The 26864-nt window shown below is 68.1% G+C and carries 21 protein-coding genes; 13 read left to right on the top strand and 8 right to left on the bottom strand.

Going from position 1 to position 26864, the window contains the following annotated elements; all coding sequences use genetic code 11:
- Positions 1-11 precede the first annotated feature (11 nt).
- Together NV1_RS20960 and NV1_RS20955 are read right to left on the bottom strand one after the other, a co-directional pair.
- Positions 12-1073, bottom strand: a complete 1062-nt coding sequence (locus NV1_RS20960; RefSeq protein WP_067893762.1) for a heme/hemin ABC transporter substrate-binding protein — start codon at positions 1071-1073, stop codon at positions 12-14.
- Positions 1074-1393: 320 nt separating this feature from the next.
- The gene (locus NV1_RS20955) at positions 1394-2353 is read right to left on the bottom strand and encodes an aldo/keto reductase (RefSeq protein ID WP_067893925.1); all 960 of its coding nucleotides are present in this window, start codon (positions 2351-2353) and stop codon (positions 1394-1396) included.
- A gap of 276 nt (positions 2354-2629) precedes the next feature.
- On the opposite strand from NV1_RS20955, the gene NV1_RS20950 reads away from it, so the two are divergent.
- From NV1_RS20950 to NV1_RS20925, 6 genes are all read left to right on the top strand, one after another.
- Positions 2630-3406: a histidine phosphatase family protein gene (locus NV1_RS20950; RefSeq protein WP_067893760.1), complete on the top strand. Its 777-nt coding sequence runs from the start codon at positions 2630-2632 to the stop codon at positions 3404-3406.
- A gap of 29 nt (positions 3407-3435) precedes the next feature.
- Complete coding sequence (locus tag NV1_RS20945; protein WP_067893922.1) at positions 3436-4020, top strand: DUF3090 domain-containing protein; 585 nt, start codon at positions 3436-3438, stop codon at positions 4018-4020.
- A 3-nt stretch (positions 4021-4023) separates the two neighbouring features.
- A complete protein-coding gene (locus NV1_RS20940; protein WP_174557463.1) occupies positions 4024-4863 on the top strand; it encodes an SCO1664 family protein in 840 nt (279 codons plus the stop codon).
- 158 nt (positions 4864-5021) lie between these two features.
- Positions 5022-6260: a cysteine--1-D-myo-inosityl 2-amino-2-deoxy-alpha-D-glucopyranoside ligase gene (gene mshC / locus NV1_RS20935; RefSeq protein WP_067893756.1), complete on the top strand. Its 1239-nt coding sequence runs from the start codon at positions 5022-5024 to the stop codon at positions 6258-6260.
- A 377-nt stretch (positions 6261-6637) separates the two neighbouring features.
- Complete coding sequence (locus tag NV1_RS20930; protein ID WP_067893753.1) at positions 6638-9631, top strand: crotonase/enoyl-CoA hydratase family protein; 2994 nt, start codon at positions 6638-6640, stop codon at positions 9629-9631.
- A 54-nt stretch (positions 9632-9685) separates the two neighbouring features.
- Positions 9686-10432, top strand: coding sequence for a class I SAM-dependent methyltransferase (locus NV1_RS20925; RefSeq protein ID WP_067893751.1), 747 nt, complete (start codon positions 9686-9688; stop codon positions 10430-10432).
- A 153-nt stretch (positions 10433-10585) separates the two neighbouring features.
- On the opposite strand, the gene NV1_RS20920 is transcribed toward NV1_RS20925, so the two are convergent.
- Positions 10586-12457 carry an APC family permease gene (locus NV1_RS20920; RefSeq protein WP_245713842.1) on the bottom strand — a complete coding sequence of 624 codons (1872 nt, stop codon included), beginning with the start codon at positions 12455-12457 and terminating at the stop codon, positions 10586-10588.
- 544 nt (positions 12458-13001) lie between these two features.
- Here NV1_RS20920 and NV1_RS20915 point away from each other — a divergent pair.
- Entirely contained in the window at positions 13002-14279 is a 1278-nt protein-coding gene (locus NV1_RS20915) for an MFS transporter (protein WP_067893747.1), read from the top strand.
- A 141-nt stretch (positions 14280-14420) separates the two neighbouring features.
- Here NV1_RS20915 and NV1_RS20910 read toward each other — a convergent pair whose 3' ends face one another.
- The gene (locus NV1_RS20910; protein ID WP_245713829.1) at positions 14421-15662 is read right to left on the bottom strand and encodes an alpha/beta hydrolase; all 1242 of its coding nucleotides are present in this window, start codon (positions 15660-15662) and stop codon (positions 14421-14423) included.
- A gap of 176 nt (positions 15663-15838) precedes the next feature.
- Between NV1_RS20910 and NV1_RS20905 the strand changes: the two genes are divergently transcribed.
- The 3 genes from NV1_RS20905 (at position 15839) to katG (ending at position 20030) form a co-directional block, all read left to right on the top strand.
- Positions 15839-16405, top strand: coding sequence for a hypothetical protein (locus NV1_RS20905; protein WP_245713828.1), 567 nt, complete (start codon positions 15839-15841; stop codon positions 16403-16405).
- Positions 16406-17342: 937 nt separating this feature from the next.
- Positions 17343-17762: a Fur family transcriptional regulator gene (locus NV1_RS20900; RefSeq protein WP_373864637.1), complete on the top strand. Its 420-nt coding sequence runs from the start codon at positions 17343-17345 to the stop codon at positions 17760-17762.
- A 36-nt stretch (positions 17763-17798) separates the two neighbouring features.
- The gene (gene katG, locus NV1_RS20895; protein WP_067893740.1) at positions 17799-20030 is read left to right on the top strand and encodes a catalase/peroxidase HPI; all 2232 of its coding nucleotides are present in this window, start codon (positions 17799-17801) and stop codon (positions 20028-20030) included.
- A 65-nt stretch (positions 20031-20095) separates the two neighbouring features.
- Here katG and NV1_RS20890 read toward each other — a convergent pair whose 3' ends face one another.
- Together NV1_RS20890 and NV1_RS20885 are read right to left on the bottom strand one after the other, a co-directional pair.
- Positions 20096-20641, bottom strand: a complete 546-nt coding sequence (locus NV1_RS20890) for a carboxymuconolactone decarboxylase family protein (protein WP_067893739.1) — start codon at positions 20639-20641, stop codon at positions 20096-20098.
- Positions 20642-20763: 122 nt separating this feature from the next.
- On the bottom strand, positions 20764-22266 hold the full coding sequence (locus tag NV1_RS20885) for an FAD-dependent monooxygenase (protein ID WP_067893916.1): 1503 nt from the start codon (positions 22264-22266) through the stop codon (positions 20764-20766).
- A 254-nt stretch (positions 22267-22520) separates the two neighbouring features.
- Between NV1_RS20885 and NV1_RS20880 the strand changes: the two genes are divergently transcribed.
- Positions 22521-23336 carry an SEL1-like repeat protein gene (locus NV1_RS20880; protein WP_067893737.1) on the top strand — a complete coding sequence of 272 codons (816 nt, stop codon included), beginning with the start codon at positions 22521-22523 and terminating at the stop codon, positions 23334-23336.
- 59 nt (positions 23337-23395) lie between these two features.
- Here the strand turns inward: NV1_RS20880 and NV1_RS20875 are convergent, their stop codons facing one another.
- Positions 23396-24133, bottom strand: a complete 738-nt coding sequence (locus NV1_RS20875; protein ID WP_084525570.1) for a M50 family metallopeptidase — start codon at positions 24131-24133, stop codon at positions 23396-23398.
- A gap of 29 nt (positions 24134-24162) precedes the next feature.
- On the opposite strand from NV1_RS20875, the gene NV1_RS20870 reads away from it, so the two are divergent.
- Complete coding sequence (locus tag NV1_RS20870) at positions 24163-24558, top strand: hypothetical protein (RefSeq protein WP_245713827.1); 396 nt, start codon at positions 24163-24165, stop codon at positions 24556-24558.
- A gap of 15 nt (positions 24559-24573) precedes the next feature.
- Here the strand turns inward: NV1_RS20870 and NV1_RS20865 are convergent, their stop codons facing one another.
- Positions 24574-25449, bottom strand: a complete 876-nt coding sequence (locus tag NV1_RS20865) for a TIGR03621 family F420-dependent LLM class oxidoreductase (RefSeq protein WP_067893733.1) — start codon at positions 25447-25449, stop codon at positions 24574-24576.
- A gap of 108 nt (positions 25450-25557) precedes the next feature.
- Between NV1_RS20865 and NV1_RS20860 the strand changes: the two genes are divergently transcribed.
- A complete protein-coding gene (locus NV1_RS20860; RefSeq protein WP_174557462.1) occupies positions 25558-26796 on the top strand; it encodes a sigma-54-dependent transcriptional regulator family protein in 1239 nt (412 codons plus the stop codon).
- The last annotated feature ends 68 nt before the right edge of the window (positions 26797-26864 follow it).

The following is a 26864-nucleotide window of genomic DNA, read 5'->3' as shown; positions in this document are numbered from 1 at the left end:
GGTGGGCTCGCTCATGCGGGGCGGGTGCCGTAGAGGGCCCGGGACAGAGCGGCGAGGATGCGGCCGGTGTTGGGGCCGAAGCTCAGCAGCACCGAGTCGGCCATATCGATGACGCGTTTGTTCCTACCGGCGTTGGTCTGGGCGACGCCGGGGATCTCGGTCAGGCCGTCCGCGCCGCCGATCGATTGCAGGCCGTCCGTCATGACCAGGAACACATCGGGATTCGCGCTGATCATCGATTCGCTGGTGATCGGCACGAACGGTTCGGTGATCCCGGCGGCCTGCCCGGCGTCGGCGCCACCCAGGGCGGTGATCAGCGCGTGTGAACCGAACGCCGGCCCGGCCATCATGGTGATCGCGGTGCTGCGCAGATACAGGAACGCGATCTCGGGCGCCGGATTCTGTTTCGGCACAGCAGCGGTCGCGGCGTCGATCTCGCGCTGGGTGCGCTGGGCCAGGGCGGCGCCGGCCTGCGGCACGCCCAGGGCGGCGGCCACGGCCTGGATCTGTGGTCCGACCCCGGCCAGGGTGCGTGCGGGATCGAAGTAGACCACGGTGATACCGAGCGCTCTGAGCTGATCGCGCATGGTGGGCGTGGCGCTGACGGTATCGGTGAGAAAGACCGTGGGCCGTTGCGCGGCAACGGCTTCGATGTTGATGCTGCCGCTGCCACCCGCCACGCTGGGCACGTCCTTGGCCGCTGGGAACGCCGCGGCGGTGGAGCGGCCGACCAGATTCGCGCCCAGGCCCAGCGCCCACACGGTCTGGGCGAGGGTGCCGTACTGGTCGACCGCGACGATGCGGGCGGCGTCGGTGACGGTCACCGAGGATCCGTCGAAAGAGTGCACTGTCACCGGTAACGCTGGATGCGGCGCGGGCCCGATCGGCACCGGGTTGGGGTCGGCGAGCGTCGCGGTGGCCGGACCGTGCTGCGCGGCGCTGCCGTTCCCGCCGGAGGGCCCGCACGCGCCGACCGTCGTGACCGTCGCGACGGTGAATACGGCCAGCGCGATGCGGCGCACCGGCCGCGCGGAAGCGATGCGGGACGATCGGACCCGGGCGAGGCAGCTCATGTAGGCAAGCCTAAGTGGTGCCCGCGCGCACCGGGCGCCGGCCCGTCCGCCGCGCCGGGTGCGAATCGGGCTACGGCCGACCTGTGCGGGTGCAGGCACGCGGACCACTTGCCACCCGAGAGTACGGTCGCGAGCCGGGACCTTCCCGGTACGGCATGCGCGCACCAGCGGTCCCGGACGACCGGGTTCGGGTCATCCTCGCGCCGTGCGGGTGATTGCACCACCAGTAGTGGCGGCAGACCGAGGCGCAGCGTGGGCCGTGCACGGCTGCCGGTCGCTCCTCCGAGGCACCGGCCGTGACCCGCGGACGCGCGGCTGGGTCAGATACTGCTGACATCGTCCAGGGCCGAGGCGATCGCACGCGGCAGCTCCAGGGTCTCGGCGGCCAGCACACCGGTGAGCTGACCCATATCGCGTGCTCCCACGATCAGCGAGGCCACCCCCGGCCGGTCACGCACCCAGGCCAGCGCCACGGCCAGCGGGGAGGTGCCCATGCCGTCGGCGGCGGTGACCAGCGCGTCCACCACCCGGTCGGCGTGCTCGTCGAGGCGCTCGCGGATCTGCGCGCCGCTGGTCTCGTCCGCGCCGCGCGAATCGGCGGGCACCCCATCCCGGTATTTGCCGGTCAGGATGCCCCACGCCAGGGGTGTGGTCGCGATGAGCCCGACGCCGTGATGCTGGGCCGCGGGCACGATGTCGTGTTCGACACCGCGTGCGAGCAGCGAGTACGGGGTCTGCGCGACGGTGATCGGCGCGGCGCACGCCATGGTGGCCAGTTGCCAGGCATCCAGGCCGCGCACTCCGCCGTAGCGGACCTTGCCCGATTGCACCGCGTCCTGGACGGTGGCGGTGATCTCGTCCAGCGGAGTGTGCGGGTCCCACGCGGCCACACTCCAGATGTCCAGATGGTCGGTGCCCAGTTCGGTGAGGGTCTGGTCGAGTTGGCGCAACAGGGTGCGCCGCGAGGCGTCCACCCGCCAGCGCGGCTCCGCGGCCGGGGCGCCGTCCGGATCGGTGACCGGCACCGGGGTGATCCCGGCGCATCCGCTGATCACCAGATCGTGCCGGGGCACCAGTTCACCGATCAGCTCGCCCAGGATGCGCTGCGCCGTGCCGCTCCCGTAGGCGGGGGAGGTGTCCAGCAGCGTGCCGCCGGCCTCGACGAACGCCACCAACTGCACCGCCGCGTCGTCGGGATCGGTCTCCCTGCCCCAGGTGTGGGTGGCCAGGCCGATCCGGGAGACCCGCAGGCCGCTGCGCCCGACCGCCCGCTGTTCCATCACCGTGCGCATACTTCCGTCACACCCAAGAGCCTAGGGCCACAACCCGTTCGGATACGGCCAAGGCACGGCGAACCGCCGGAGTGATCGATGCGACGCTGCCCGCCGCGCGCGCACCCCGATCCCGGGCCCGGCGAGCACGATGATCCCCCGGCACATGCCCGGAGCAGCGAATTCGCCGTGACCCGAACCGGATTCGCGCTGAGCGTAATCAAGATCGGGTGCGTGTGCCGCTCGCCGCGTGGCCGCAACGGTGTAATCGCCTAGGCTGGGGGCATGACGGTGATCCTGCTCCGGCACGGGGTGTCGACCTCGAATACGGCTCACACCCTGTCCGGGCGCACTCCCGGAGTGGAGCTCACCGAACGCGGCGGTGAACAGGCCCGCGCACTCGCGGAACGCTTGGCCCCCTTGCCTATCGAGCACATCGTGGTCTCTCCGCTGCTGCGCTGCGCTCGCACCGTGGCCCCGCTGGCGGAGAAGCTCGCCCTGGAACCGGTGTCCGAGGAACGCCTCGTGGAGGTCGATTACGGCGACTGGACCGGCCGCAAGCTGGCCGATCTGGTGAAGGAGCCGCTGTGGGCGGTGGTGCAGCGCAACGCCTCGGGTGCGGTGTTCCCCGGCGGCGAGGGCCTGGCCGATGTGCAGTACCGGGCCGTGGCCGCGATCCGCGAGCACGATCGCCGGTTCGCCGAACTGCACGGCCGCGACGCGCTGTGGGTGGCGTGCACGCACGGCGACGTGATCAAATCGGTGCTCGCCGACGCCTTCGGCATCCACCTGGACGGATTCCAGCGCCTGGTGGTGGAACCGGCCTCGCTCAGCGTCGTCCGGTACACCCCGGCCGGTCCGTCGGTGTGGCGCAGCAACGACACCGGCGCCGACCTGTCGGCGCTGGCGACACCTCCGGAGCAGCGTTCGCGCGAACCGGCGGGCCCGGTCCCGGGCGGCGAGGTCGGCCCCGGTCCGGCCGGAAGCGGTGGTGCTGTGGCGGGCGAGCGCATCACCGACGCGGATAATGGGAATGCGCAACGCGCCGACTCTTTGGAGTAAGTAGTGCAGTGTGGTTTCAGGAGGTGCAGATGAGCAGAGCAATCCACGTGTTTCGCACCCCCGATCGTTTCGTCGCCGGGACCGTCGGTGAACCGGGCGATCGCTCTTTCTATCTGCAGGCCGTCGAGGAACCGCGGGTGGTCAGCGTGCTGTTGGAGAAGCAGCAGGTCAAGGTGCTAGCCGATCGAATGGGTCTGCTACTGGACGAGGTGGCGCGCCGATTCGGCGCGAGTGTGCCGCCCCAGGCGGACGATGTGAACGACACCGGCCCCCTGCAGACCCCGATCGATGCCGAATTCCGGGTCGGCACGATGGGCTTGGGCTGGGACGCGGATGCCAACGCGGTGGTGGTCGAGTTGCTGGCGATCACCGAGACCGAGGTGGACGAGTCGGTGGTGCTGGACGACACCGAGGAGGGCCCCGACGCGGTGCGAGTGTTCCTGACGCCTTCGCAGGCACGGGAGTTCGCGCTGCGGTCGGCACGGGTGATCGCCGCCGGGCGGCCGCCGTGTCCGCTGTGCGGGGAGCCGCTGTCCACGAAGGGGCATATGTGTGTGCGCACCAACGGCTACAAGCGCGGCGGGATCTTCGGTGCTGCCGACCTCGAGGACTGAGTGGTGAGTACCGGGACCGGTGAGCGCGGCTGCGACCCGTTCTACGCCGGTGATCTGGCTGTGATCGGCCGGGTCAGCACGGCCAGCAATCTGACCCTGGTGTGCGAGATCGGCCCCGATGGCACGGTGCGCGAACCGGCATCGGATGCGGGTGTGCGCGTGGTGTACAAACCGGTGCGCGGGGAGCGCCCGCTGTGGGATTTCCCGGACGGCACCCTCGCGGGTCGGGAGGTCGCCTCCTATCTGGTGTCCCGGGCGCTGGGCTGGATGGTGATCCCGGAGACGATTCTGCGGGAAGGCCCGCTGGGGCCGGGCATGGTGCAGCGCTGGGTGGAGTCGGTGGGCAACCACCGCGAACGGGGTGACCGGCTGGATCTGGTGGATCTGGTGCCCGCCGGCGTGGTGCCCGAGGGGTTCCGGGAGGTGCTGCGCGCGGTCGACGGCGCGGGTGCGGAGGTGTCGCTGGTGCATGCGGACGATCCGCGACTGCAACGCATGGCGGTCCTGGATGTGCTGTTGAACAACGCCGACCGCAAGGGCGGGCACGCCCTCGAGGGCCTGGACGGCGCCGTCTACGGGGTCGATCACGGGATCTGTCTGCACACCGAGCCGAAATTGCGCACGGTGCTGTGGGGGTGGGCCGGCGAACCGGTGGACCAGGAGCTGATCACCGACATCACCGCCTTCGTCGAGGCGGCGCCGGGCGCGATCGGCGATGCGCTGGCCGAACACATCACCGACGAGGAGATCGACGCACTGCTCGCGCGCGGGCGGCGGCTGCGCGATGATCCGGTGATGCCGCTGCCGCGCACCTCACGCCCGATTCCCTGGCCCGCGTTCTGAACCGCGCCGGGCCGGTTTCGGTCCTGCGAGATTGCAACGGTTGCGGAACGGCATCGGCTGCCCCGGCGCAGGTGAGCGCCGGTGCCCGCGAGGCAGGCGCGACGCGGGTGCGTGGGGGCGGCGGGCGCGCGGGCCGCTGAAACCTTTACTCTCGAATCATGCAGTCCTGGTCCGATATCGCTGTCCCGACCGTCCCCGGATCCGGACCGCCGTTGCGGTTGTTCGACACCGCCGACGCGCAGGTGCGCCCGATCACCCCCGGCCCCACCGCCACGATGTACGTGTGCGGCATCACCCCCTACGATGCGACCCATCTTGGCCATGCGGCGACCTACCTGACCTTCGATCTGGTCAACCGGGTGCTGCGCGATGGCGGGCACGAGGTGCACTACGTGCAGAACGTGACCGATGTGGACGATCCGCTGTTCGAACGTGCCGACCGCGACGGGGTGGACTGGCGTGAGCTGGGCAGCCGCGAGATCGCCCTGTTCCGCGAGGATATGACCGCGCTGCGGGTGCTGCCGCCGCGCGAATACATCGGCGCGATCGAATCGGTCGGCGAGGTCGTGGAACTGGTCGACAAGCTGCTGGCCTCGGGCGCGGCGTATGTGGTGCCCGACGCGCAGTACCCGGACGTGTACTTCCGCCACGACGCCACCGAACAGTTCGGCTACGAGTCCGGATACGACCGTGCCACGATGGACCAGCTGTTCGCCGAGCGCGGCGGTGACCCCACCCGGCCCGGTAAGCACGACCCGATCGATGCGCTGCTGTGGCGCGCGGCGCGGCCGGGAGAGCCGTCGTGGCCCGCACCGTTCGGGGAGGGCCGTCCGGGCTGGCATATCGAATGCGCGGCAATCGCTTTGAACCGCATCGGCCCCGAATTCGACATTCAGGGCGGGGGCCGCGATCTGATCTACCCGCATCACGAGTACTCCGCCGCGCATGCCGAGGCGCTGGTGGCGGGCCGGCGCTTCGCCCGGCATTACGTGCACGCGGGCCTGATCGCCCTGGACGGGGAGAAGATGTCCAAATCACGCGGCAATCTGGTGTTCGTCTCCCGGTTGCGCCGCACGGGCGTGGATCCCGCCGCGATCCGGCTGGGCTTGTTCGCCGGGCACTACCGGCAGGATCGCGAATGGTCCGATCCGGTTCTGGCCCGGGCGCTCTCGCGGCTGGACACCTGGAAGCGCGCGGCGGCGCTGAGTTCGGGCCCGGACGCCACCGATACCGTCGCCCGGCTGCGCTTGCATCTGGCCGACGACCTGGACACCCCCAAAGCTCTTGCCGCGGTGGACAACTGGGCCCGCGAAGCGCTCGAATACGGCGGCCCGGACGCCGCCGCGCCCGCCGCGATCGCCACCGCGGTGGACGCGCTGCTGGGCATCACGCTCTGAGCTCGGTTCCCGCTCGACCGCCGTCCCGATCCGCTCAGCGGCGGCGCACCGATCGAGCCGGCCGACAGAAGAGCCGGCCACCGGCTCGTGTGCCACAGCGGATTCCCTGTCGTGTGCCATGCGGCATTGCCAGGGGCGCTCGCACGGGCCGATCGCCCGGCGGTTCCCCCGCCCTGGATGTCGGCGGCTCACCACGTGGAAACAGTGCGCCGCCACGGATGAGCACACGCATTCGCCCGCGCCAGGCGATGCTCCGGCGTGGTCATCGGATCCGGGTTCAGCGTCGATGCGCGATGCCCGACCGTAGCCGGGGCGGGCGGGCGCGAACACGGTCGAATAGTCTCGTACCGGATTGAGGAGATAGGACGGTGTGAGCTGTGTCCGGTGTCGATCGAATCCGTTCGGTGCGTAAACAACTGCGCGCGGGCGGGGAATTGGCCGCGATGGTCCGCAAGAATCCGCGGATCGCCCGTGAACTGGTCGCGGGAATGGTGGCGAGCAGGAAAACACCGGCCCCCGAACCGTCCCCGACCACACCACCACCCAGCTCACCCTCGGCCGAGGAGCGGCGCGAACGCCTGGCCCCGGCCGGATTGAGCGACTTCACCAAGACCGCCCACGCCGACCAACTCCTGGACGCCCCCGTCGATACCGTCGCAGCGTATCTGCGTGATCTGAACCGGCTCGGGGACTGGTTCGTGCTGCACGGCGGCTGGCGCGGCGACCCGCCCGGCCTCGTCCGCGAGGGCGCACAGTTCACCCAGCAGGCCCAGATCATGGGGTTGCCGGTGGACATCGCCTGGACCGTCACCGCGGCCGGGGACCGCGGCTTCGAACTGCGCGGCCAAGCCCCGCAACAGGTGCGGCTGGGCTATTGGATCACCGTCTCGGGCAGCGGCGAGCAGACCGTCGTCGATTTCGACGCCGGTGCTGCCGGACCACCCGTGGAGGGCCCACTGGGCGGATCGGTGGTCCGCAGCCTGGGCGAGGCGATGCGGGAATCGCTCGACCGGCTCACCGCCGCGATCGCCGCAGCCGGACCTCTGCACAGCAAGCCCGCGCGAGAGCCCGTGCTGCACACCGCATCCGGTGTCGAACTGGATCCCTCGACACCGGTCCTGGTGGGTGTGGGCCAAGTCGTACAGCGCACCCCCGACCCGCAGTACGGCGATCCGGCCCAGCTCGCGGTGCAGGCGCTGCGCCGCGCCGCGGCGGACACCGGTGCGGGCGAGTCCGTGTTGCGTGCCGCCGACGCGGTGTACGCGGTGGCATGCGCCTCATGGCAGTACCGCGATCTGGGAGCGATGGTCGCCGAACGCCTCGGCGCGGGCACGGTGGACACCGTGCAGTCCAGCACCTTCGGCGGCGACGGCGGACAGCTGGTGATCAACGAGGCCGCCGCGGCGATCGCGGCAGGCGAATACGACATCGTGCTGGTCACCGGCACCGAGGCCGGCGCCACCCAGGCCGCGGCCCAACGCGCCGGAATCGATCCGGGCTGGCCCGCCCAGGACATCGCGACCACCCCGACCCGCACCGCCGGCATCGACAAGCCCGCCAACAACGCCGCGGAAACCGAGGCCGGGCTCATCGCCCCGATCAACATGTACGCACTGCTGGAATCGGCCAACCGGCATCGCCTCGGCCGCAACCCCACCGAACACGCCGACGCCGTCGCGCGCCTGTGGTCCGGGTTCTCCGCCATCGGCGCGGCCAATGAATTCGCCTGGCAGCGCACCGAATTCACCGCCGAGCAGATCGCCACGCCCACCGCGGACAACCGCATCATCTCCACCCCCTACACCAAACTCGAATGCGCCAACCTGCAGGTCGACATGGCCAGCGGCATCATCCTCACCAGCGCCGCGGCCGCCCAGGAAGCCGGAATCGCGCAGGACAAATGGGTATTCCTGCACGCGGGAGCCTCCGGCCACGACGAATGGTTCACCAGCGAACGCGCCGAACTGGCCGCCTCCCCGGCCATCCGGACCCTCGGCGCGGCCGCGCTCGCCCACGCGGGCATCGGCGTGGACGATCTGGCCCACGTCGACCTGTACGCGTGCTTCCCGGTGGCGGTGCAGATCGCCGCACGAGAACTGGGCCTGCCCCTGGACAACCCCGAACGCCCGCTGTCGGTCACCGGCGGGCTCACCTTCGGCGGCGGCCCCGGCAACAACTACGGCGGCCACGCCGTCGCCTCCCTGGTCACCGCCCTGCGCGCGGACCCGCAATCCTACGGGCTGTCCACATCGCTGGGCTGGTACGTCACCAAACACGCCCTGGGCATCTACTCCGCGACCCCGCCGCACACCCGCTACCGGCACCTGACCCCTGTCATCGACAACCCGCCCGCACGCCCGGCCCGCAGCCGGCACCAGGGCCCCGCGGTGATCGAGGCGTACACCGTGCCCTACGGCCGCGACGGCGAACCCGAAGCCGCGGTGGTGAGCCTCATCGCACCCGACGGCGCGCGAATCCTGCTGCGCAGCACACAATCCGAGCTGATCGATGAACTCCTCGACAGCGATCTGCTCGGCCTGCCGGTGACGGTCACCGACGGGCAGATCAGCGTGCAGGCCCGCGAACGCACCGAACTGCCCCCGCCGCCCCCGGCACCGGTGCTGGTCGAACGCAGTGGGCCGGTCACCATCATCACCCTCAACCGCCCGCAGGTGCGCAACGCGGTGAACCTGGCCACCGCGCTGGGGATCGAACGCGCCCTGGACGCCTTCGAAGCCGACCCCACCGCACAGGTCGCGATCATCACCGGCGCGGGCGGATACTTCAGCGCCGGAATGGATCTCAAAGCCGCCGCAGCGGGCGAGGTGCCGATGACCGAGAGACGCGGCCCGCTGGGCATCACCGCCAAACCACCCACCAAACCGCTCATCGCCGCTGTGGAAGGTCCTGCTCTGGCCGGTGGTTGCGAGCTGGCATTGGCCGCGGATCTGGTTGTCGCCGCGCAGGATTCGACCTTCGGCATCCCGGAGGTCAAACGCGGCCTGGTCGCCGCCGGCGGCGGCGTGCTGCGCCTGGCCCAGCGCGTTCCGCGCGCGATCGCGATGGAACTGGCCCTGACCGGGGACCCGATCAGCGCTGCCCGCGCCGCGGAACTGGGCCTGGTCAACGAGCTCACCGAACCCGGCCACGCACTGGACGCGGCCCTGGCGTTGGCCGAGCGCATCGCGGTGAACGCCCCGCTGAGCATCCAGGCGAGCAAACGCATCATCGACGAATCCGCCGACTGGTCCGTCGACGAGGGGTTCACCCGTCAGGGCGAACTCGCCGCGCCCGCCCTGTCCTCCCGCGATGCGGGCGAGGGCGTGCTCGCCTTCGCACAGAAGCGGCCCCCCGTATGGCAGGGGCGCTGAAACACGAACGCCACGTGCGGGAACCACGCAGCTACGCCCACTAGCGTCAGTTCCATGACCGCACAACGTGAACGAGCGACCTGCTTCGGTTCGATCGCCCAGGACTACGACCGGATGCGGCCCGGACCGCCGGAAAAAGCCCTGGACTGGCTGATCCCACCCGGCTGCGGCACCGCACTGGACCTGGCCGCCGGGACGGGCCTGTTCACCCGGGCACTGGCCGCGCGCGTTCCCGAGGTCATCGCGGTCGAACCCGACGAGCGCATGCGCGCGGTCCTCGCGCGACGCTCACCACAGGTGCGGGTGCTCGACGGTCGCGCGGAGGCCATCCCGATGCCGGACGCGAGCGTGGACGCGGTCTTCGTCTCCGCGGCCTGGCATTGGTTCGACCATCCGGTCGCGGTCCCGGAGATCGCCCGGGTGTTGCGCGCGGGCGGGCGGCTGGGTGTGCTGTGGACCAGCCGCGACCGCACCGTGGACTGGATCTTCGAAGCCGACCGCGGCCGCGAGGAACAACCCGCCCGGGAACACCTGGCCAGCCGGTTCCGCTTCACCCTGCCCGAACACAGCCCGTTCGGCCGAGTGGACACCGCCTCGTTCACCTTCACCCGCACCATGACCCTCGACGAGATCGTCGCCTGGCTCGGCACCTACAGCCAGTTCATCGTCGCGGACTACGAGCACACCCGCGCCCGCCTGACCCACGTGCGGGAACTGCTCGAGACCCAGGCCGCGGGCGCCCCGACCCTGGACATTCCGCTGACCTCCCAGTGCTGGCGCACCGACCGCCTGCCCCGCTGAGTGGTCCGCGCCCGGTGAGCTGCCTCGGCGGGTGCGTCGCTGGCTGCACCGCGGCGCAACGCGCCGTTCGTATCTCGCGCAGAGGCATGCTGTGCCGAACCGCGACCGGTCTGCAAGCCCAGCGGCGCAGCGGAATCGGCGCGGGGGAGCGGGTCAGCTGTCCACGTGCACGTGCGGGCGCTGATGCGGATCGGGCACCGCGCGCCGCAGAATCTCACGGGTGACCGGCGCGACCTCCCCCTCGCCGACGAACAGGAACTTGAGCAGGTTCGTGATCGGATTGCCCTCGGTCCATTCGAAATACACGTGCGGGTTCAGACCGGTCCGGTCGCGGATCGCCAGCAGAATCGCCGCGATCGAGTTCGGGATCGCCGCGGCCTCAACCGACAGGATCTTGTAACAGTCCAACTCCACCGCCCGCACGTGCAGATCGGTGGAGAATTCCGAGGCGTCGCGCACGATCACCTCGAGGAACAGGATCGGCGCCTGGGCGGGAATATGGCTCTCGAGCCGCTGCTCGGCCTCCTTCTCCCGATACTCGCCCGGTTCACGATCCTCCACCCCCTCGAGATCGTGGGTGACGATGCGGATCGTGCCGCTCGAGGCGATCTTGTCGATCAACCACGCGGCCTTGTCGTCGAAGTCGACCTCGATCGCCCGCAATTCGAACGCGCGCCGGGCCCGGGAGACGAACGACACCACGATGATCGCCACAATGAACAGTGAGGCCAACTGCACACCCTCGGGCTTTTCGAAGATGTTCAAAATCGTGGTGTACACGAACACCGCCGAGACGACCCCGAACCCGATCACCTTGCCGGCCTCGCGTTTGCGCGCGGCCGAGAGCGTCACCGCCACCGCGGCCGAGGTGATCAGCACCAGCACACCGGTGGCGTACGCGCCGCCCTGGGCGTCCACGTCGGCATCGAAATACCAGGTGATACCGAACGCGATCACCGCGAACACCAACACCAGCGGCCGTGTGGTGCGCGCCCACTCCGGCGCCATGCCGTACCGGGGCAGATAGCGCGGCACCAGGTTCAGCAGACCTGCCATCGCCGAGGCGCCCGCGAACCACAGGATCGCGATCGTGGAAATGTCGTAGACGGTGCCGAACCCGTCACCCAGATAGTGGTGCGCCAGATACGCCAGCGCCCGCCCGTTGGCCGACCCGCCGCTCCGGAACTCCTTCTCCGGGATGAGCACCACGGTGATGAAGCTGGTGACGATCAGGAATCCGCTCATGATCAACGCCGCGGTGGTGAGCAGTTTGCGCGCTCCGGCGATCCGGGTCTGCGGGTCTGCTTCGGGTTCGCCGGGAGCCGCCTTGATCTGCGGCATGACCGCGACACCGGTCTCGAAACCCGAGAGTCCCAGCGCCAGTTTCGGGAACACCAGCAGCGAGACGCCCACCATCGCGAAGATGCTGCCGTGCTGGGCGGTCAGCGCGTGCGTCCAGTCCACCACCAGGCCCGAGGCGGTGAACACATGCCACAGGCCGACCACCGCCACTACCACGTTCAGCGCCAGATACACCCCGACCAGCACGACCGCGGTACTGATCGCCTCGGCGAACCCCTTGAGGAAGATCGCCGCCAAGAAAGCCAGCAGCACCAGCGTGATCAGCATCGCGTGGCCCGTGAGCCAGTGCGGGACCAGCGGATTCTCCACGATGTGGGCCGCGCCGTCGGCCGCGGACAGCGTCATGGTGATCACGAAGTCGGTCGCCGCGAATCCCAGCAGCACCAGAATGAACACCTTGCCGGTCCAGCGCGGCAGCACATCGGTGAACATCGCCAGCGATCCGCCGCCGTGCGGGCTCTCCCGCGCCACCCGCCGATACACCGGCAGCGCGCCCAGCAACGTCAATGCCACCAGCACCAGTGTGGCCATCGGGGACAGCACACCCGCGGCGACCGCGGCGATACCCGGCTGATAGCCGAGGGTGGAGAAGTAGTCGACGCCGGTCAGGCACATCACCTTCCACCATGACCGCTGATGAGCCTCCTCGGCCTGCTTGACCATGGGCCCGGGATGCCGGGAGTACCGGTCTTCGTTCGCCCCCTCGAGCAACCAGGTTCTGAATCCGGATCGCGGCCGTTGGTCGGTCGTGGTCACGTCGTGGTCCCCCTAGGGAGCGTCCATCCGGGAAACCCGGTAACTCGGCATCGTCGGGGTCAATCTACGCGGCCCGGCGCTACGTGCCGTTACGGCCTGGTCGGCGTATCCGTCCGAATCGCACCGCGGATCGGCAGGGGTCGCGCACACCGTCCGGCAGCGATCGTTCCTAGCCAATCGTGCCAGAATGAGCAAGTGTGACGACCATCACAAAATTCGATATAGTCACTGGTCGCCCGGTGTGCATAGCCACGTTCTCGACATGTCTCTCCGTTTGCCGCCGTGCCGAACCGGGTAAACGAGGCATTCGTTGCCATTCTGTAACCCGCATGGCGACATCAGTTTTCCGCACTGCGACAGCGCGGTGCTTCAACACCACGGGGAGAGGAGCTCGCGCGTGACGAACGGCGACTCACAACCGCAACAACGACGTTCCGTGGCCGCAGCGGCAATGGGCAACGCCACCGAGTGGTACGACTACGGCGTCTACGCCGCCACCGCCACCTACCTCACCCACGCCTTCTTCCCCGGCGCCCTCGGCACCATCGGCACCCTACTGGGCTTCGCCATCTCCTTCGTGCTACGCCCCATCGGCGGCATGTGGTGGGGCCCCCTCGGCGACCGCATCGGACGCAAAGCCGTCCTGGCCGTCACCATCCTGCTCATGGCCACCGTCACCGGCCTCATCGGCGTGATCCCCAGCCACGACAGCATCGGCGTCGCGGCCCCCATCCTCCTGATCGTCCTGCGCGTCATCCAGGGCTTCTCCACCGGCGGCGAATACGGCGGCGCGGCGACCTACCTCGCCGAATCCGTCGACGACAAACGCCGCGGATTCCTCGGCAGCTTCCTGGAATTCGGCACCCTGAGCGGCTTCATCGGCGGCTCGGCCATCGTGCTGCTCATGCAGGTCATGCTCAGCGAACACCAAATGCAACAGTGGGGCTGGCGTATACCGTTCCTGGTCGCCATCCCGCTCGGTCTCGTCGGCTGGTACCTGCGCAGCAGACTCGACGAATCCCCGGTCTTCACCGAAGTCGCCGAACACGAACACCCCAAGGGCGGCCTGATCAAACTGATCACCGACTACCGCCGCGAACTGCTCACCCTCGGCGGCCTGGTCATCGCACTCAACGTCGTCAACTACACCCTGCTCGCCTACATGCCCACCTACCTGCACGGCACCATCGGCGTCAGCGACACCCAAACCACCGCCATGGTCCTGATCGGACAGCTCGTCATGGCACTGGTGCTCCCACTCGCGGGCGGACTGTCCGACCGCATCGGCCGCCGGCCCATGTGGCTGATCTCCCTGGTCGGACTCGGCGTGCTGTCCATACCCATGTACTGGCTCATGGGCAAGGGAGTCGGCTGGGCCATCACCGGATTCATCGTCCTGGGCCTGCTGTACGTCCCACAGCTGTCCACCATCTCCGCGACCTTCCCCGCCATCTTCCCCACCCACGTCCGCTACGCCGGATTCGCCCTGTCCTACAACCTGTCCACCGCGCTCTTCGGCGGCACCGCCCCCCTGATCAGCCAATGGGTCATCGACCTCACCCACTGGGACCTGTTCCCGGCCTACTTCATGGTCGGCTCCTGCGTCCTGGGCCTGATCGCCTGGCTGTTCCTGCGCGAAACCGTCGGCGCCTCCCTGCGCGGCACCGACGTCCCCGTCAGCGGCGAAATCCCCGTCATCGCGACGCAAGAGCAGCAGAAAACCGCCTGACCCTCACCCGGCCGTGTTCCGCAACACCGCGGAACACGGCCGAACCAGGGGAGTGCAACCGCTCCCAACCCCACATCCACCCGGCGAACCGTGACGAAAACCCCTGCGCGGCGGGACGTTCGGCCAACAAGGCACCCGCGGTCATCGGTGACCACGATAGTTATCACCGATGACGACTCGGTTCGCCGAGGTCTCCGCCGCACCCGGTGCGGTCAGCGCCGCCTCGAACACCGGCCAGGAGCGGTGCAGATCCTCCTGCCAATAGGTCCAGGAATGAGTGCCCGTCGCGCGGAAATCGAACATCGCGGGAAGCCTCAACTGCCGCAGGCGATCCTGCAACTGATGGGTGCACATATTGGTCACCGACTCCAGCGGCGCACCGAAAAGCACCTGATACAACAACTGAACCGCGTCACCGTGAGCACCGTCGAGAGTATCGTGCGGACCCAGCACACCGCTGCCGGTGGAAACGTAGATAGCCGTACCGCGCAACCGGTTCGCGTGCAGATACGGATCGTTCGCCGCCCACGCCGGATCGCTCGGCGGACCCCACATGTTCACCGCGTTACCGTGCTCCTGAGCCACGACCGCCTGCACCATGGCCTGCCCCATCGGGTTACTGGTTCGCACACAACCGCTGTAGGAACCGATCGCCCGATACAGCCCCGGTGTATCCATCGCCAGCTGAAATACCGACGTGCCCGCCATCGAGACACCCGCGATGGCATTCGCACCGCTGCCATGAAATGCCGCGTCGATGATCGGCGGCAACTCGCGAGTCAACAGAGTCGCCCAGCGCTGACGCCCCAGAATCGGATCGTCCGCACGCCAATCGGCGAAATAACTGCCCGCGCCGCCGAACGGGATCACGACGTTGACCTGCTTGTCACGGAAAAACTTCACCAGATCGGGGCCCTGGATCCAGCTGCCGTCCGAGCCGCCGTTCGCGCCGTTGAGCAGATACAGCGTCGGCGCCGGACGATCGGGGGCCGCTGCCCGCAACACCCGCACCCGAGTCCCAGTGGCCATCGCGGCCGAATACACACCCACATCGAGTACCCGGTCGGACACCCGCCGGATGCCACTGATGTGCGAACCGTCCTGGGCACTCGGCGATGTCGGCGCCCCGGGATCAGCCGTGGCCGACGCGGGCACCGCAACGTCGTTGGCCACCAACGCGACAGCCACCGCAGCGGTTACCGCAAGGACACTCCGTGACATCCGCGCGAACAGCATCGCACTCCGATCCGAACGCAATGAACCGCGCATCCTGCCGCCCTGGAGCTCGCCCACCTGAATATGGATCCGATTGAACAACAGCGCAATTACGCCGGTCCACAACTCGCACCGAAGTTGTGCTCGTTCCCAGAACACGCCTCCCATGCTTGGCAATGCTCCTCGAGGCGAGCGACACTTACGCGAGTTATGCAGGGCGAGTATCGATTCCAGGACCGAAGCGTCCGGAAGCACTGGATTGCCGAGCGATTGCTCGGGTAGTGTACGCCGAGATACATCAGTTCGGATATCGGGAGTGTGGCGTGAGTCGTTTGATGCGAATAGTGGTTCTCTTACTGATTCCGGTGGTGGTCCTGGTCGGTGGTTGCAAGAGCTCGTCGTCGAGCGCGCCCAGTAGTGGCACGGACCAGTCGATCCCGGCGGACCCGACCGGCACCGCCGCCGACGCGCAGTCGGAGGACACCACCTGCCCGACCTCGAACACCACCGCCTTCGCCAAGACCAAATTCGTCGCACACACCGGCCTGGCCTTCGGCGCGTTCCACCGGTGGCTGTACAAGCCGATGAAGGCCGGCACCTTCAAGAAGGGCGCCAAGGGCCGCGTCACCGCATTCGTCAAGGGCGGTCTGGCGGCGTTGTTCGTCAAACGTGAGGTCCGCCTGGCGCTGGCCGACGCGAAGGCCAATCCCACACTGTGCAAAACGATCTCGGCGCCGCTGGGCAAACTCGGCGACACCGTGCAATCGGCCTTCGACAAACTCAAGAGCGGTGACAGCTCCGGCGTGGACGGGCTGAACACCCTGATCAGCCAGACCGAGAGTAGCTCCAAGGGGCAGGGTGTTGAGATCACCGAGAACGAGAACGGCGATCTGACCAAGTCGCCGAGCTGATCTGCGTTTCGAAGCGAATGAGGGCGGACCCGCGGGTCCGCCCTCATTGGTATCTACACGGTTGACGATGATTGTGCGAGGCCCCCAACCGCCTATCAATTCGTCACTGTGACGAATTGATGGGCTGCTGCAGGGGAAGGGGTAGGGCAGGTCGCTGCGAGGCTCATCAAGATCCGATCGGAAAAATTCCGATTCAAGATCGAATCGACGAAAAATTCTGTTACTCAGTATTTTTCGACATCCACGAACGTGACAGTGAACCGCGGGGCAGCTGCGAGCTCGGAGCGGGCCGGCGCTGAGCGTCGAGCCGGAGGCGCCGGATCCGTTGCGCAACAACATCCTTACCTGCTCCGAACGCCCATGTTATTGCGCCGATAATTGACATTATGTCAAGTAAGGTTGTTCGAACCGAAGGGTGCGACCTGAACCTTCTCGACGGTCGATCCCCCTCCGCTGGGATCACCCCTCCTGGCGGCGGAACCTTTTCCCGCCATACCGTGAAAAGGCTTGTGCGTCGGCCGGAATCGCTCCGGTCGGATGATGCGGTTACCAAAGCTCCCGCAAAGATCCCGGACGCCGGCGAATCTGCCCGCCACGCGTTCTGCTGCTCCGACGATCGCGGTGCTGACGCGGCCATCTCCCCCGGCCTCAGCGCGGGCCTGAAGAACCTGCGCGACAGGTTGCCGAGCATGCGGCGCCAGCCTGTTCCGACGTAGGTCCATGCGCCTCCGATTGTTCATCTCCGGGCTGTCGATAATCCGGACGTGGGCGCACAAGATCGGTAACCTCTGCGACATTGATCATGATTCGGAGACGGGCGTCACAGTTCGGGGTGGGGATGTTCGAGCGAAAGCTGTGAATTTTCGCGAACCCCTACCTCTCTAGACTTGAATGAGTCATAATCTTGAGTGTGTCCACTACAGCAGAGTTCGAGCGCATGTTGCGCGGTGCCGCTCTGCGGGTGACCGCCCCGCGGATCGCGGTTCTGGCCGCGGTGCACGAGCGTCCCCATTCGGATACCGACTCGATCCTGAACCGAGTGCGCGAGACGCTCGGGACGGTCTCCCATCAGGCCGTCTACGACGTGTTGCGCGCGCTCACGGCGGCGGGTCTGCTTCGACGTATCCAGCCGATGGGGTCGGTGGCCCGCTACGAGACCCGGGTCGGCGACAACCATCATCACGTCGTGTGCCGCTCTTGCGGGGTCATCGCCGATGTCGACTGCGCCGTCGGTGAGACGCCCTGCCTGACCGCATCGGACACCAACGGTTTCGTCCTGGACGAGGCCGAGGTCGTGTATTGGGGTCTGTGCCCCGATTGCTTTGCAGCCCAGCACAGTTCGCAATCTCGAATCTGAAGAAAGCCCGAATTACCCACTCTCGAAAGGAACACCGTGGCTGAGGAACACCCGCCTATTGCAGAGGCGAATACCGAACCCGCTGCGGGCGGTTGCCCCGTGGTGCACGGCCGGCTGAAGCACCCGTCGGAAGGCGGCAGTAACCGGGACTGGTGGCCCGAGCAGCTCAATTTGAAGATCCTGCAGAAGAACCCGGCCGTGGCGAACCCCATGGACGAGGGCTTCGACTACGCCGCGGCGTTCAAGACCCTGGATCTGGCGGCGGTCAAGCAGGACATCGTCGATGTCATGCACACCTCGCAGGACTGGTGGCCGGCCGATTTCGGTCACTATGGCCCGCTGTTCGTCCGGATGGCCTGGCATGCCGCGGGTACCTACCGCGTCAATGACGGCCGTGGTGGAGCCGGTGCGGGTATGCAGCGGTTCGCGCCGTTGAACAGCTGGCCGGACAATGCGAGCCTGGACAAGGCGCGCCGGTTGTTGTGGCCGGTGAAGAAGAAGTACGGCAAGAATCTGTCGTGGGCGGATCTGATCGTGTACGCGGGCAATGTCGCGCTGGAGGATATGGGTTTCCAGACCTTCGGTTTCGGTGGCGGCCGCGAGGATCAGTGGGAGCCCGAGGAGGACGTGTACTGGGGCCCGGAGCGTATCTGGCTGGGTGATGAGCGGTACACCGGTGAGCGGGATCTGGAGAATCCGCTGGCCGCGGTGCAGATGGGTCTGATCTATGTGAATCCGGAAGGCCCGAACGGCAATCCGGATCCGCAGCGGGCTGCGGTGGATATCCGTGAGACGTTCGCGCGGATGGCGATGAACGATGTGGAGACCGCGGCGCTGATCGTGGGTGGTCACACGTTCGGTAAGACCCACGGCAACGGCAACGCGGATCTGGTCGGTCCGGAGCCGGAGGCCGCTCCGCTGGAGCAGATGGGTCTGGGTTGGAAGAACGGTAACGGCACCGGCGTGGGCAAGGATGCGGTGACCTCCGGTCTGGAGGGCATCTGGACCACGACGCCGACGAAGTGGGACAACACGTTCCTGGAGATTCTGTACGGGTACGAGTGGGAGTTGGAGAAGTCTCCCGCTGGTGCGTGGCAGTGGATTCCGGTGAACGGCGGCGGTGCGGGCACCGTGCCGGATGCGCATGTCGAGGGCAAGACGCATACGCCGACGATGTTGACCACGGATCTGGCGTTGCGGTTCGATCCGATCTACGAGCAGATCACGCGGCGGTGGTTGGAGAACCCGCAGGAGTTGGCGGATGATTTCGCCAAGGCCTGGTACAAGTTGACGCACCGCGATATGGGTCCGGTGGTGCGGTATCTGGGTTCGCAGGTGCCTTCGGAGGTTCTGCTGTGGCAGGACCCGATTCCGGCGGTGGATCACGAGCTGGTGGACGCGGCGGATGTGGCGGCGTTGAAGGCGAAGGTGCTGGAGTCGGATCTGACTGTGGCGCAGCTGGTTTCGACAGCGTGGGCGGCGGCGTCGTCGTTCCGCGGCAGTGACAAGCGTGGTGGTGCGAACGGCGGGCGGATTCGTCTGCAGCCGCAGGCGGGCTGGGAGGTCAACGAGCCCGACGAGCTGGCTCAGGTGGTTCGGGTGCTGGAGGGCATCCAGGATTCGTTCAACGCCGCGCAGTCGGGCGGGAAGAAGATCTCGTTCGCGGATCTGGTGGTGCTGGCGGGTTCGGCCGCGGTGGAGAAGGCCGCCAAGGATGGCGGTTTCGAGGTCGAGGTGCCGTTCACGCCGGGGCGTACCGATGCCACGCAGGAGCAGACCGATGTGGAGTCCTTCGCGGCGCTGGAGTATCCGGCGGATGGTTTCCGGAACTATCTGGGTAAGGGCAACCGTTCCTTGGCGGAGTACATGCTGATCGACAAGGCGAATCTGCTGACGTTGAGTGCGCCGGAGATGACGGTGCTGCTCGGCGGTCTGCGGGTGCTGGGGGCGAATTACCAGAAGTCCTCGCACGGTGTGCTGACCGATCGCCCGGGTGTGCTGTCCACGGATTTCTTCGTGAATCTGACGGATATGGGTACCGCGTGGGAGCCGTCGCCTGCTGATGACGGCACCTATCTGGGTAAGGATCGTGCCAGTGGTGAGTTGAAGTGGACCGGTACCCGGGTGGATCTGGTGTTCGGTTCGAATTCGCAGTTGCGGGCGTTGACCGAGCTGTACGCGGAGGATGATTCGAAGCGTAAGTTCGTCGACGATTTCGTCGCGGCGTGGGTGAAGGTGATGGATCTGGACCGTTTCGATCTGGTCTGATCCGGTGTGGTGGTGCCCCCGGGCCGATGTGGTCCGGGGGCACCGCTGTGTGTGCCTCTCCCCTGTTATGCGGGTCGTTGGGGCAGGGCGCAGGCCTTGCCGTCGGCCATGCCGGTGGGGCGTACGCCGAGGGCTTGGTTGAGGCGGGCGCGTTGGTTTTCCCAGCCGATGGTGGCGGCGAGTTCGGCGTATTGGGCTTTGGACAGGGTGGCCAGCAGGCGGGTGCGCAGGTCTTCCAGGTCGAGTGTGGTGGGTGTGCGGGTCATCGCTTCAGCGAGGGTGAGGACGAGTTTTTCCAGGTGGCTGTAGGCGTCGCTGGTGGTGTAGGTCGGCAGGTCGGTGAGTTGTCGTTCGGTCAGGCCGCTGGAGTGTGCGAGTGCGGAGCCGATGTCGAGGCAGAATTCGCAGCCGATGAGGCTGGCGGTTTTGAGTTCGGCGAGTTCTTTGAGGCGGGGGTCGAGTCGGTTGCTGAGCAGGAGCGCGGTTTCGTAGGTGCCGGTGCCGAACAGGAGCCAGGGTCTGCGGATGAGCCAGCCGAGCAGGTCGGTGCGGTGGCGGCGGGCGGCGGCGAGGGCTTGCGCGTAGTGCAGGGTTCGGGTTGTGGCTCGCATGTGGCTGTGTCTCCCCTGTGGTGTGCGCGTGTGGTGGGGTTCACCGAGCGCGGTTCCACTACATTATGTAGTAGGCCGGGGTGGTCGATGCCGTATCGGGCGAGCCGCGTGTCGATCGGGCATCAGGCGGGGGTGCCGAACCAGCGGGTCAGGGCTTCGCGCAGGCCGGTGACGCCGTCGGCGGCGGCCCAGGCGACGATTCCGTCCGGTCGCACCAGAACGCCCGAAAGAGCTTGTGGTTCAGCAGGTTTGGCCGTGACGACGCGGACGATGCGATGCCAGGGTGCGGCGATCTCGCGCACACCGGGGGTGTCGGCGAGGTCGAGCAGCAGGGCCTTTCCATCGGTGCAGTGTTCGGCCGGGCGGGTGCCGTCGGCGAGGGCGATATCGCGGATGACGGTGCCGAGCAAGGGGTGTGCGTCACCGAGGTCGTAGCGGTGGGTGATGCCGGAGATCTGCTTCAGCAGGGTGGTGGCGCCGTCGCGGGTGGCCAGGAGTTCGGCGGTGACCGCGCGCATGGCGCGGCTGTGCGGATCGGTGCGCATGATGGCGACCTGGGCGCGGGACCAGTGCAGCACCCACTCCCCGATCGGATGACGTTCGGCGGTGTAGGTGTCCAGCAGGCCGGCGGGTGCGTGCCCGGCGATGACGGCGCCGAGTTTCCAGCCGAGGTTGACCGCGTCGCCGATGCCCAGGTTCAGGCCCTGTCCGCCGAACGGGGAATGCACGTGTGCGGCGTCCCCGGCCAGCAGAAGGCGGCCTTTGCGGTAGCCGGTGACCTGGCGAGTGTTGTCGGTGAAGCGGGTGGCCGAGTGCACGGCGGTGATCTCGACCGGGACTCCCGATACCGCGCGCAGGGCGTGCTGGAGTTCGGCGGCGGTGACGGGGGCGGTGCGGTCGGCGGGTGGTCCGTCGAGTTGGACGGTGAGGATGCGACCGGGCATCGGCCCGTGCACGTAGATGCCGGTGTCGGTGCAGTTCCAGCCGCGCTGGAGGGCTTGCGCGCCGCGCATCTCGACGATGGCCTGGTGTCCGGTGATGAGCGGGTCGACGCCGGGGAAGTCGAATCCGGCGAGTTTGCGCATGGTGCTGCGCCCGCCGTCGCAGCCGACGAGCCAGCCCGCGCGTACGACGGTGTCGCCGAGCCAGACGGTGACGCTGTCGCTGTCGTCGGTGAAGCCGGTGAGTTCGGTGTCGCGGCGGATCGGGATGCCGAGTTCGGTCGCGTGGGCGGTGAGGATTTCCTCGATGGCCTGTTGCGGGACGATGGTGGCTTCCCGGGCGGGGCCGAGTTCGGCGAAGGCGGGGTCGCTCTCGTCGATGTCGTTGTGGTCGACCCAGATTCCGGCGAAGTGGCCCACGGGCCTGGGGGCCGCCGCCCCGGCCGGGGCGGGTGCGAGCCGGGCGATGTGTGCGCGGTGGCGTTCGGCTAGCTGCGGCAGCAGACCGCGGCGGTCGAAGGCTTGTGCGGTGGGGATGTTGATCGAGCCCGCTTTGATGGTGCGGTCGGGTGCGGGGAGCCGGTCCACGACCAGGACGTGCGCACCGGCGAGGCGTAGTTCGCAGCCGAGCATCAGTCCGACGGGTCCGGCTCCGGCGACGACGACGTCGAATGTTTCGCTCATGGGTGCCACGGTGCCCGCGGGCGCCGAGTGAGGCTCGCGTGGGCCGCGGACGGTTCGCGCGGCGCGGGTCGCGAGGTGTGAATAGTATTGCGGGGTAATGCGATGGGGCATTCGGCGCATACCGTTCGGCTGGTCCGGATCGGTGCGGGTGCCGGAATATGTTCGGGGGCAAGGTGTTTGTCGTTCCGGTGCGGGTATCGCGGTATGGCGCGCGAGTTTTCCCGGGACACCTTCGGTGAAAGGCGGCGGGCACGATGACCGGGCCGGATCGGTATGACGAGCAGGATGTTTCGGGTGGGTCGCTGGCCGACCGGTACGGCGGGACCGAGCCGGTGCGGTGGCAGGGGCAGGTGGTGCAGTCGATGTTCTGCGAGGCGTTGGGTGCGGATCCGACGATGTTGACGTTGACGTTGCGTCGCGCCGCTCCCCCGGCCGGAGTGTTCGGGGTGGGGATCGCGGTGTCGGTGTTGAGTGGGTATGTGGCGTTGGCGGGGCGGCGTTTGCGTGGGGTGGATGTGTGGACCGAGGCGATGTGCGGTGGTGTGGAGATCGAATTGTGTGGGGCGGGTCCGGATGCGCGGTTCGCGTTGACGCCGGTGTGGCTGGGTGGGGATGGTGAGACGGTGTCGTGGGTGGGCAATTACGGGGTGTTGGTCGATCGGTCGCCCGACGGGGCGGCGGTGTTGCGGTGCAGCACGGGTGTGGGTGCGCCGGATTTCGCGGAATTGGTGGTGGAGGTGGGGATTCGGGCCGCGCCGACACACGAGTCGCGGTACAGCGGGGCGCTGTACGAGTTGGGGGTGGCGATGCACGGGCGCGGTGAGACCGATGAGGCGTGCGTGTTGTGGGGGCAGGCGGCGGATCTGGGGCATGTGGGTGCGGCGTACGACCTGGGGGCGGTGCGGTTCGGGCACGGTGAGCTCGCCGAGGCCGAGCGCTGGTGGCGTGCGGCGGCCGAACATGGCGACGTGCGGGCGATGATCGGGCTGGCCGAGGTCCTGGATCGGCACGGGAGCGCGGGGGAAGCGCGGCGGTGGCGCGATTGTGCCGGGCAGGGATCGCGGCCCTAGCGTGCGGTGATTGTCCGGTCTCGGACCTGGTGCGCAGGGTTCGGGGCTGGAGCTGGTTCTCAGGTGAACGGCCAGGGGGTCAGGAGCAGGCGGCCGCCGCCGATGAGGCAGGCCAGTGCCGCCGCGGCGAACACCAGCACCCACAGCAGTGCGGGTATGCGGGTGAGGTGGGCGAGTTGGTCGGCGTCGGAGCCGTCGCCGCGGACGTGGACGCGTTGCAGTTCCGCGACCGCGCGCAGGCCCCCGAACAGCAGGAACCAGGCCACCGCGTATCCGAAGACACCTTGGACGACGACGTCGCCGTACCAGGAGACGGCGAAGACGGCCGCTCCGGCGACGATCACCGCGAGCAGGCCGAACATGTTGCGGATCAACAGCAGCAGTATCGCGAGGGCGGCGACGACCAGCCACAGCATCAGGGTCAGGCGTCCGATGCCCAGCAGCGCCGCGCATCCCAGGCCCAGCAGTGAGGGGGCGGGATATCCGGCCATGGTGGTCAGGATCATGCCGGGGCCGTAGGGTTTTCCGCGCGAGACGGTGACTCCGGAGGTGTCCGAGTGCAGGCGCACTCCGCGCAGGGTTCGTCCGGTCAGCACCGCGACGAGGGCGTGCCCGCCTTCGTGGGCGATGGTGACCGCGGTGCGCAGGATCCGCCACACCGGCGTGTACAGCACCAGCAGCAATGCGGCGGCCGCGGTGGCGGCGATGACCCACAGCGGTGGGTGCGCGGAGACCAGGCCCAGCTGATCCGATACCGAGGACACCGACAGCGGTGCGGCGATGCGCGACGAACTCACCGCCGTAGGGTAGCGGTACGTTACGCGACGTGCACCGCGTGCACGCTTTAAGCTGGCGGGCGGGATCGCCGGGGTCGGCTCGGCGTGCGGCAGAGGAGATCGTGATGAAGTCCCTGCGATGGGTGGCTGCCGGTGTGGGTGTGATGGGTGTTGCCGCAACGCTTCTGACCGGGTGCAGCGATGTGCAGAAGGCGTTGAACAAGGGTGGTGACACCGCGTGCAGCGATTATGTGAAACAGGATCAGGATACGCAGCGGATGACGATCACGAAGTTCATCAAGCAGCAGACCAACAATGATCACGAACCGGCGGGCACGACGGTGGATGCGACGATGGTGTCGGTGAATTTTCTGTGCAGCAATCAGCGCAATGCCGCCACGCCGATCAAGAACGCCGACGTGGCGGGCATCTTCCTCAACAAGTAGGGTTCGGCGCGGCGGTCAGCGCAGCAGTTCGATGACTCGGGCCATTGTGTCCATATTCGGTTCCAGGACGGTGAAATAGCTGATCCCGTACCGCTTGTGGCGTTCGCGGAGTTGATCGGCCATCTGCTCGGGGGTGCCCAGCAACAGTATCGGGATCTCCTCGGCGCGTTCGGCCGCGCCGGCGGGCAGGTTGGGGGCCAGACGGTCGAGCAGGGCGGCGCGTTCGTTCGGTGCGGCCAGTTGCTGGATGAGGATGTTGAATTCGGTGGTGTCGCGGCGTGGGCCGAGTAGTTCGCGCACGGCCGCGACGCGCTGGTCCAGATCCTCGGGGGTGCCGGCGGTGATGAGGCCGCTGTCGGTGGCGCCGCCGCCGGTGAAGGCCACCACGTCGGCGTGTTCGGCGGCCACGCGCAGCATTCGCTCTCCCCATCCGGCGATCAGCAGCGGCGGTCCGCCCGGGCGGGCCGGGCGGGGGCGCCGAGCCGGGTCGGCAAAGGTGGCGCGCAGGGTGCGCGCGGTGTGCTCGACCTGCGCGACGCGGCGGCCCGCGCTGGGGAATTCGATTGCGGCGGCGTCGAATTCGGATTTCACGTAGCCTGCGCCCAGGCCGAGTTCGACGCGGCCGTCGGTGAGCAGATCGAGGGTGGCGACCTCGCGGGCCAGCAGTGTCGGGTTGTAGAACGGGACGTTGAGCACGAAGGAATTGACCTGTGCCCGCTCGGTCGCCTCGGCGGCCAGCAGCATCGCCGGCAGCGGAGCCAGGAATCCCAGATGATCGGCCACGCCCAGGACGTCGAAGCCCGAATCCTCTGCCCTGCGGCACTTTTCGATCCAGGATCTCCTGGAATCGGTGAGGAACATGTTCACGCCGAACCGGAACGGTGAGCTCATGTTTCCCTGTGTACCAGCCGGGTCCGACAATTTCGCCGCGACCGGGTGCGGTATGCGCAATCATGGGGTGCAGCGCCCGGACTTCGCCCGACGACGAGGTTGGTGACCATGCCGCAGTCGCGCACTCTCACCCAGCAGCGCGCCGCCCTGGAACAGGAGTGGGCTCGCTGGGCGCTCCCGCACGCCCCGGCCCCGGAACCGCTCCCGCGCAACAGTTCCGGGCGCACCATGTTGCGCAATGAGGTGGCCCAGTCCTGGCAGCGCTCGCTGAGCACGGTGGATCCCGACCGTCGCGCCGCGCCCGCCGACGACGACGAGATCGGCACCCGCTGGGCGCATTCGCCGCTGCGTGCGCCGGTGACCGCGCTGGCCGACGAATTGCACAGCATCACCGACGGTTCCGGATTCACCGCGTGCGTCACCGATGAGCGCGGCACGATTTTGTGGGTGTCCGGCGGGCGGGTCCTGCGCAAACGGGCCGAACAGCTCAACTTCGCTCCGGGGGGCCGGTGGGACGAGCCGCACATGGGCACCAACGCGATGTCGCTGGCGCTGTGCACCGGGCAGCCGGCCACGGTGTTCTCCGCCGAACATCTGATCGCCGCCCTGCACAGCTGGGTGTGTTACAGCGCGCCGATCAACGCCCCCGACGGGCGCCGCCTCGGGGTGATCGACCTGTCCACCAGCTGGGAACGCTCCCATCCGCTGGCGCTGTCGACCGTGCGCGCGCTCGCGACGGCGATCCGTTCGCAGTTGCCGGCGGATCTGCCCGTCGAACACCCCGATCTGCGCCTGCAGTGCCTGGGCGAGGCGAATTATTTGTCGCGGGCGGGGTGCCCGGTGCGGCTGCGGCCTCGCCAGCTCGAGATCCTGACCCTGCTGGCCCTGGAACCGGACGGGTTCACCCCGCAGCGGTTGCAGACCGCGATCTACGGGGACCGGCCGGTGGGCGCGGGCACCCTCAAAGCCGATGTGTCACATCTGCGCCACGCGACCGGCGGACAGATCGCCAGCCGCCGCTATCTGCTGACCCGGCCGATCTCGTGTGACGCGGTGGACCTGCGCGACGCTCTGGCCGCCGGGGACCTCACCGCGGCGCTGCGGCTGTATCGCGGGCCGTTGCTGCCCGGATCGGACACCCCCGGCATCGTGCGGTGGCGCGATGCCCTGGCGGTGAGTGTGCGCACCGCGGTGCTCGAGAGCCCGTACGCGGCGCACCCGGTGCAATTCGGCATCCGGTGCCCCGAGGACGTGCGGGTGCACGAGCACGCGCTGGCGCTGTTGCGGCCCGGGGATCCGCGCCGCGCGGAGGTGACCGCGCGCCTGCACGCCGCACTGACGGACTGAACACCTCGCCGCCGCAGCCCCCCGGCGGCGCCAACCTGTTGCCAACCATGGTGTCCCACACTGACGCC

Source organism: Nocardia vaccinii NBRC 15922 (assembly GCF_001613305.1).
Taxonomy (GTDB): domain Bacteria; phylum Actinomycetota; class Actinomycetes; order Mycobacteriales; family Mycobacteriaceae; genus Nocardia; species Nocardia vaccinii.
Note: the sequence above shows the minus strand (reverse complement) of the source record. Positions and strands in the feature narration are given on the sequence as shown.

What these genes read in the sequence shown, in the direction of transcription:
- NV1_RS20925 (WP_067893751.1), top strand. Translation starts at nt 9,686, where the DNA reads ATGACCGCACAACGTGAACGAGCGACCTGCTTCGGTTCGATCGCCCAG.
- NV1_RS20955 (WP_067893925.1), bottom strand. Translation starts at nt 2,353, where the DNA reads ATGGAACAGCGGGCGGTCGGGCGCAGCGGCCTGCGGGTCTCCCGGATC.
- NV1_RS20860 (WP_174557462.1), top strand. Translation starts at nt 25,558, where the DNA reads ATGCCGCAGTCGCGCACTCTCACCCAGCAGCGCGCCGCCCTGGAACAG.
- NV1_RS20880 (WP_067893737.1), top strand. Translation starts at nt 22,521, where the DNA reads ATGACCGGGCCGGATCGGTATGACGAGCAGGATGTTTCGGGTGGGTCG.
- mshC (WP_067893756.1), top strand. Translation starts at nt 5,022, where the DNA reads ATGCAGTCCTGGTCCGATATCGCTGTCCCGACCGTCCCCGGATCCGGA.
- NV1_RS20900 (WP_373864637.1), top strand. Translation starts at nt 17,343, where the DNA reads ATGTTGCGCGGTGCCGCTCTGCGGGTGACCGCCCCGCGGATCGCGGTT.
- NV1_RS20910 (WP_245713829.1), bottom strand. Translation starts at nt 15,662, where the DNA reads ATGGGAGGCGTGTTCTGGGAACGAGCACAACTTCGGTGCGAGTTGTGG.
- NV1_RS20960 (WP_067893762.1), bottom strand. Translation starts at nt 1,073, where the DNA reads ATGAGCTGCCTCGCCCGGGTCCGATCGTCCCGCATCGCTTCCGCGCGG.
- NV1_RS20920 (WP_245713842.1), bottom strand. Translation starts at nt 12,457, where the DNA reads ATGGTCAAGCAGGCCGAGGAGGCTCATCAGCGGTCATGGTGGAAGGTG.
- NV1_RS20890 (WP_067893739.1), bottom strand. Translation starts at nt 20,641, where the DNA reads ATGCGAGCCACAACCCGAACCCTGCACTACGCGCAAGCCCTCGCCGCC.
- NV1_RS20945 (WP_067893922.1), top strand. Translation starts at nt 3,436, where the DNA reads ATGAGCAGAGCAATCCACGTGTTTCGCACCCCCGATCGTTTCGTCGCC.
- NV1_RS20865 (WP_067893733.1), bottom strand. Translation starts at nt 25,449, where the DNA reads ATGAGCTCACCGTTCCGGTTCGGCGTGAACATGTTCCTCACCGATTCC.
- NV1_RS20885 (WP_067893916.1), bottom strand. Translation starts at nt 22,266, where the DNA reads ATGAGCGAAACATTCGACGTCGTCGTCGCCGGAGCCGGACCCGTCGGA.
- NV1_RS20950 (WP_067893760.1), top strand. Translation starts at nt 2,630, where the DNA reads ATGACGGTGATCCTGCTCCGGCACGGGGTGTCGACCTCGAATACGGCT.
- NV1_RS20915 (WP_067893747.1), top strand. Translation starts at nt 13,002, where the DNA reads ATGGGCAACGCCACCGAGTGGTACGACTACGGCGTCTACGCCGCCACC.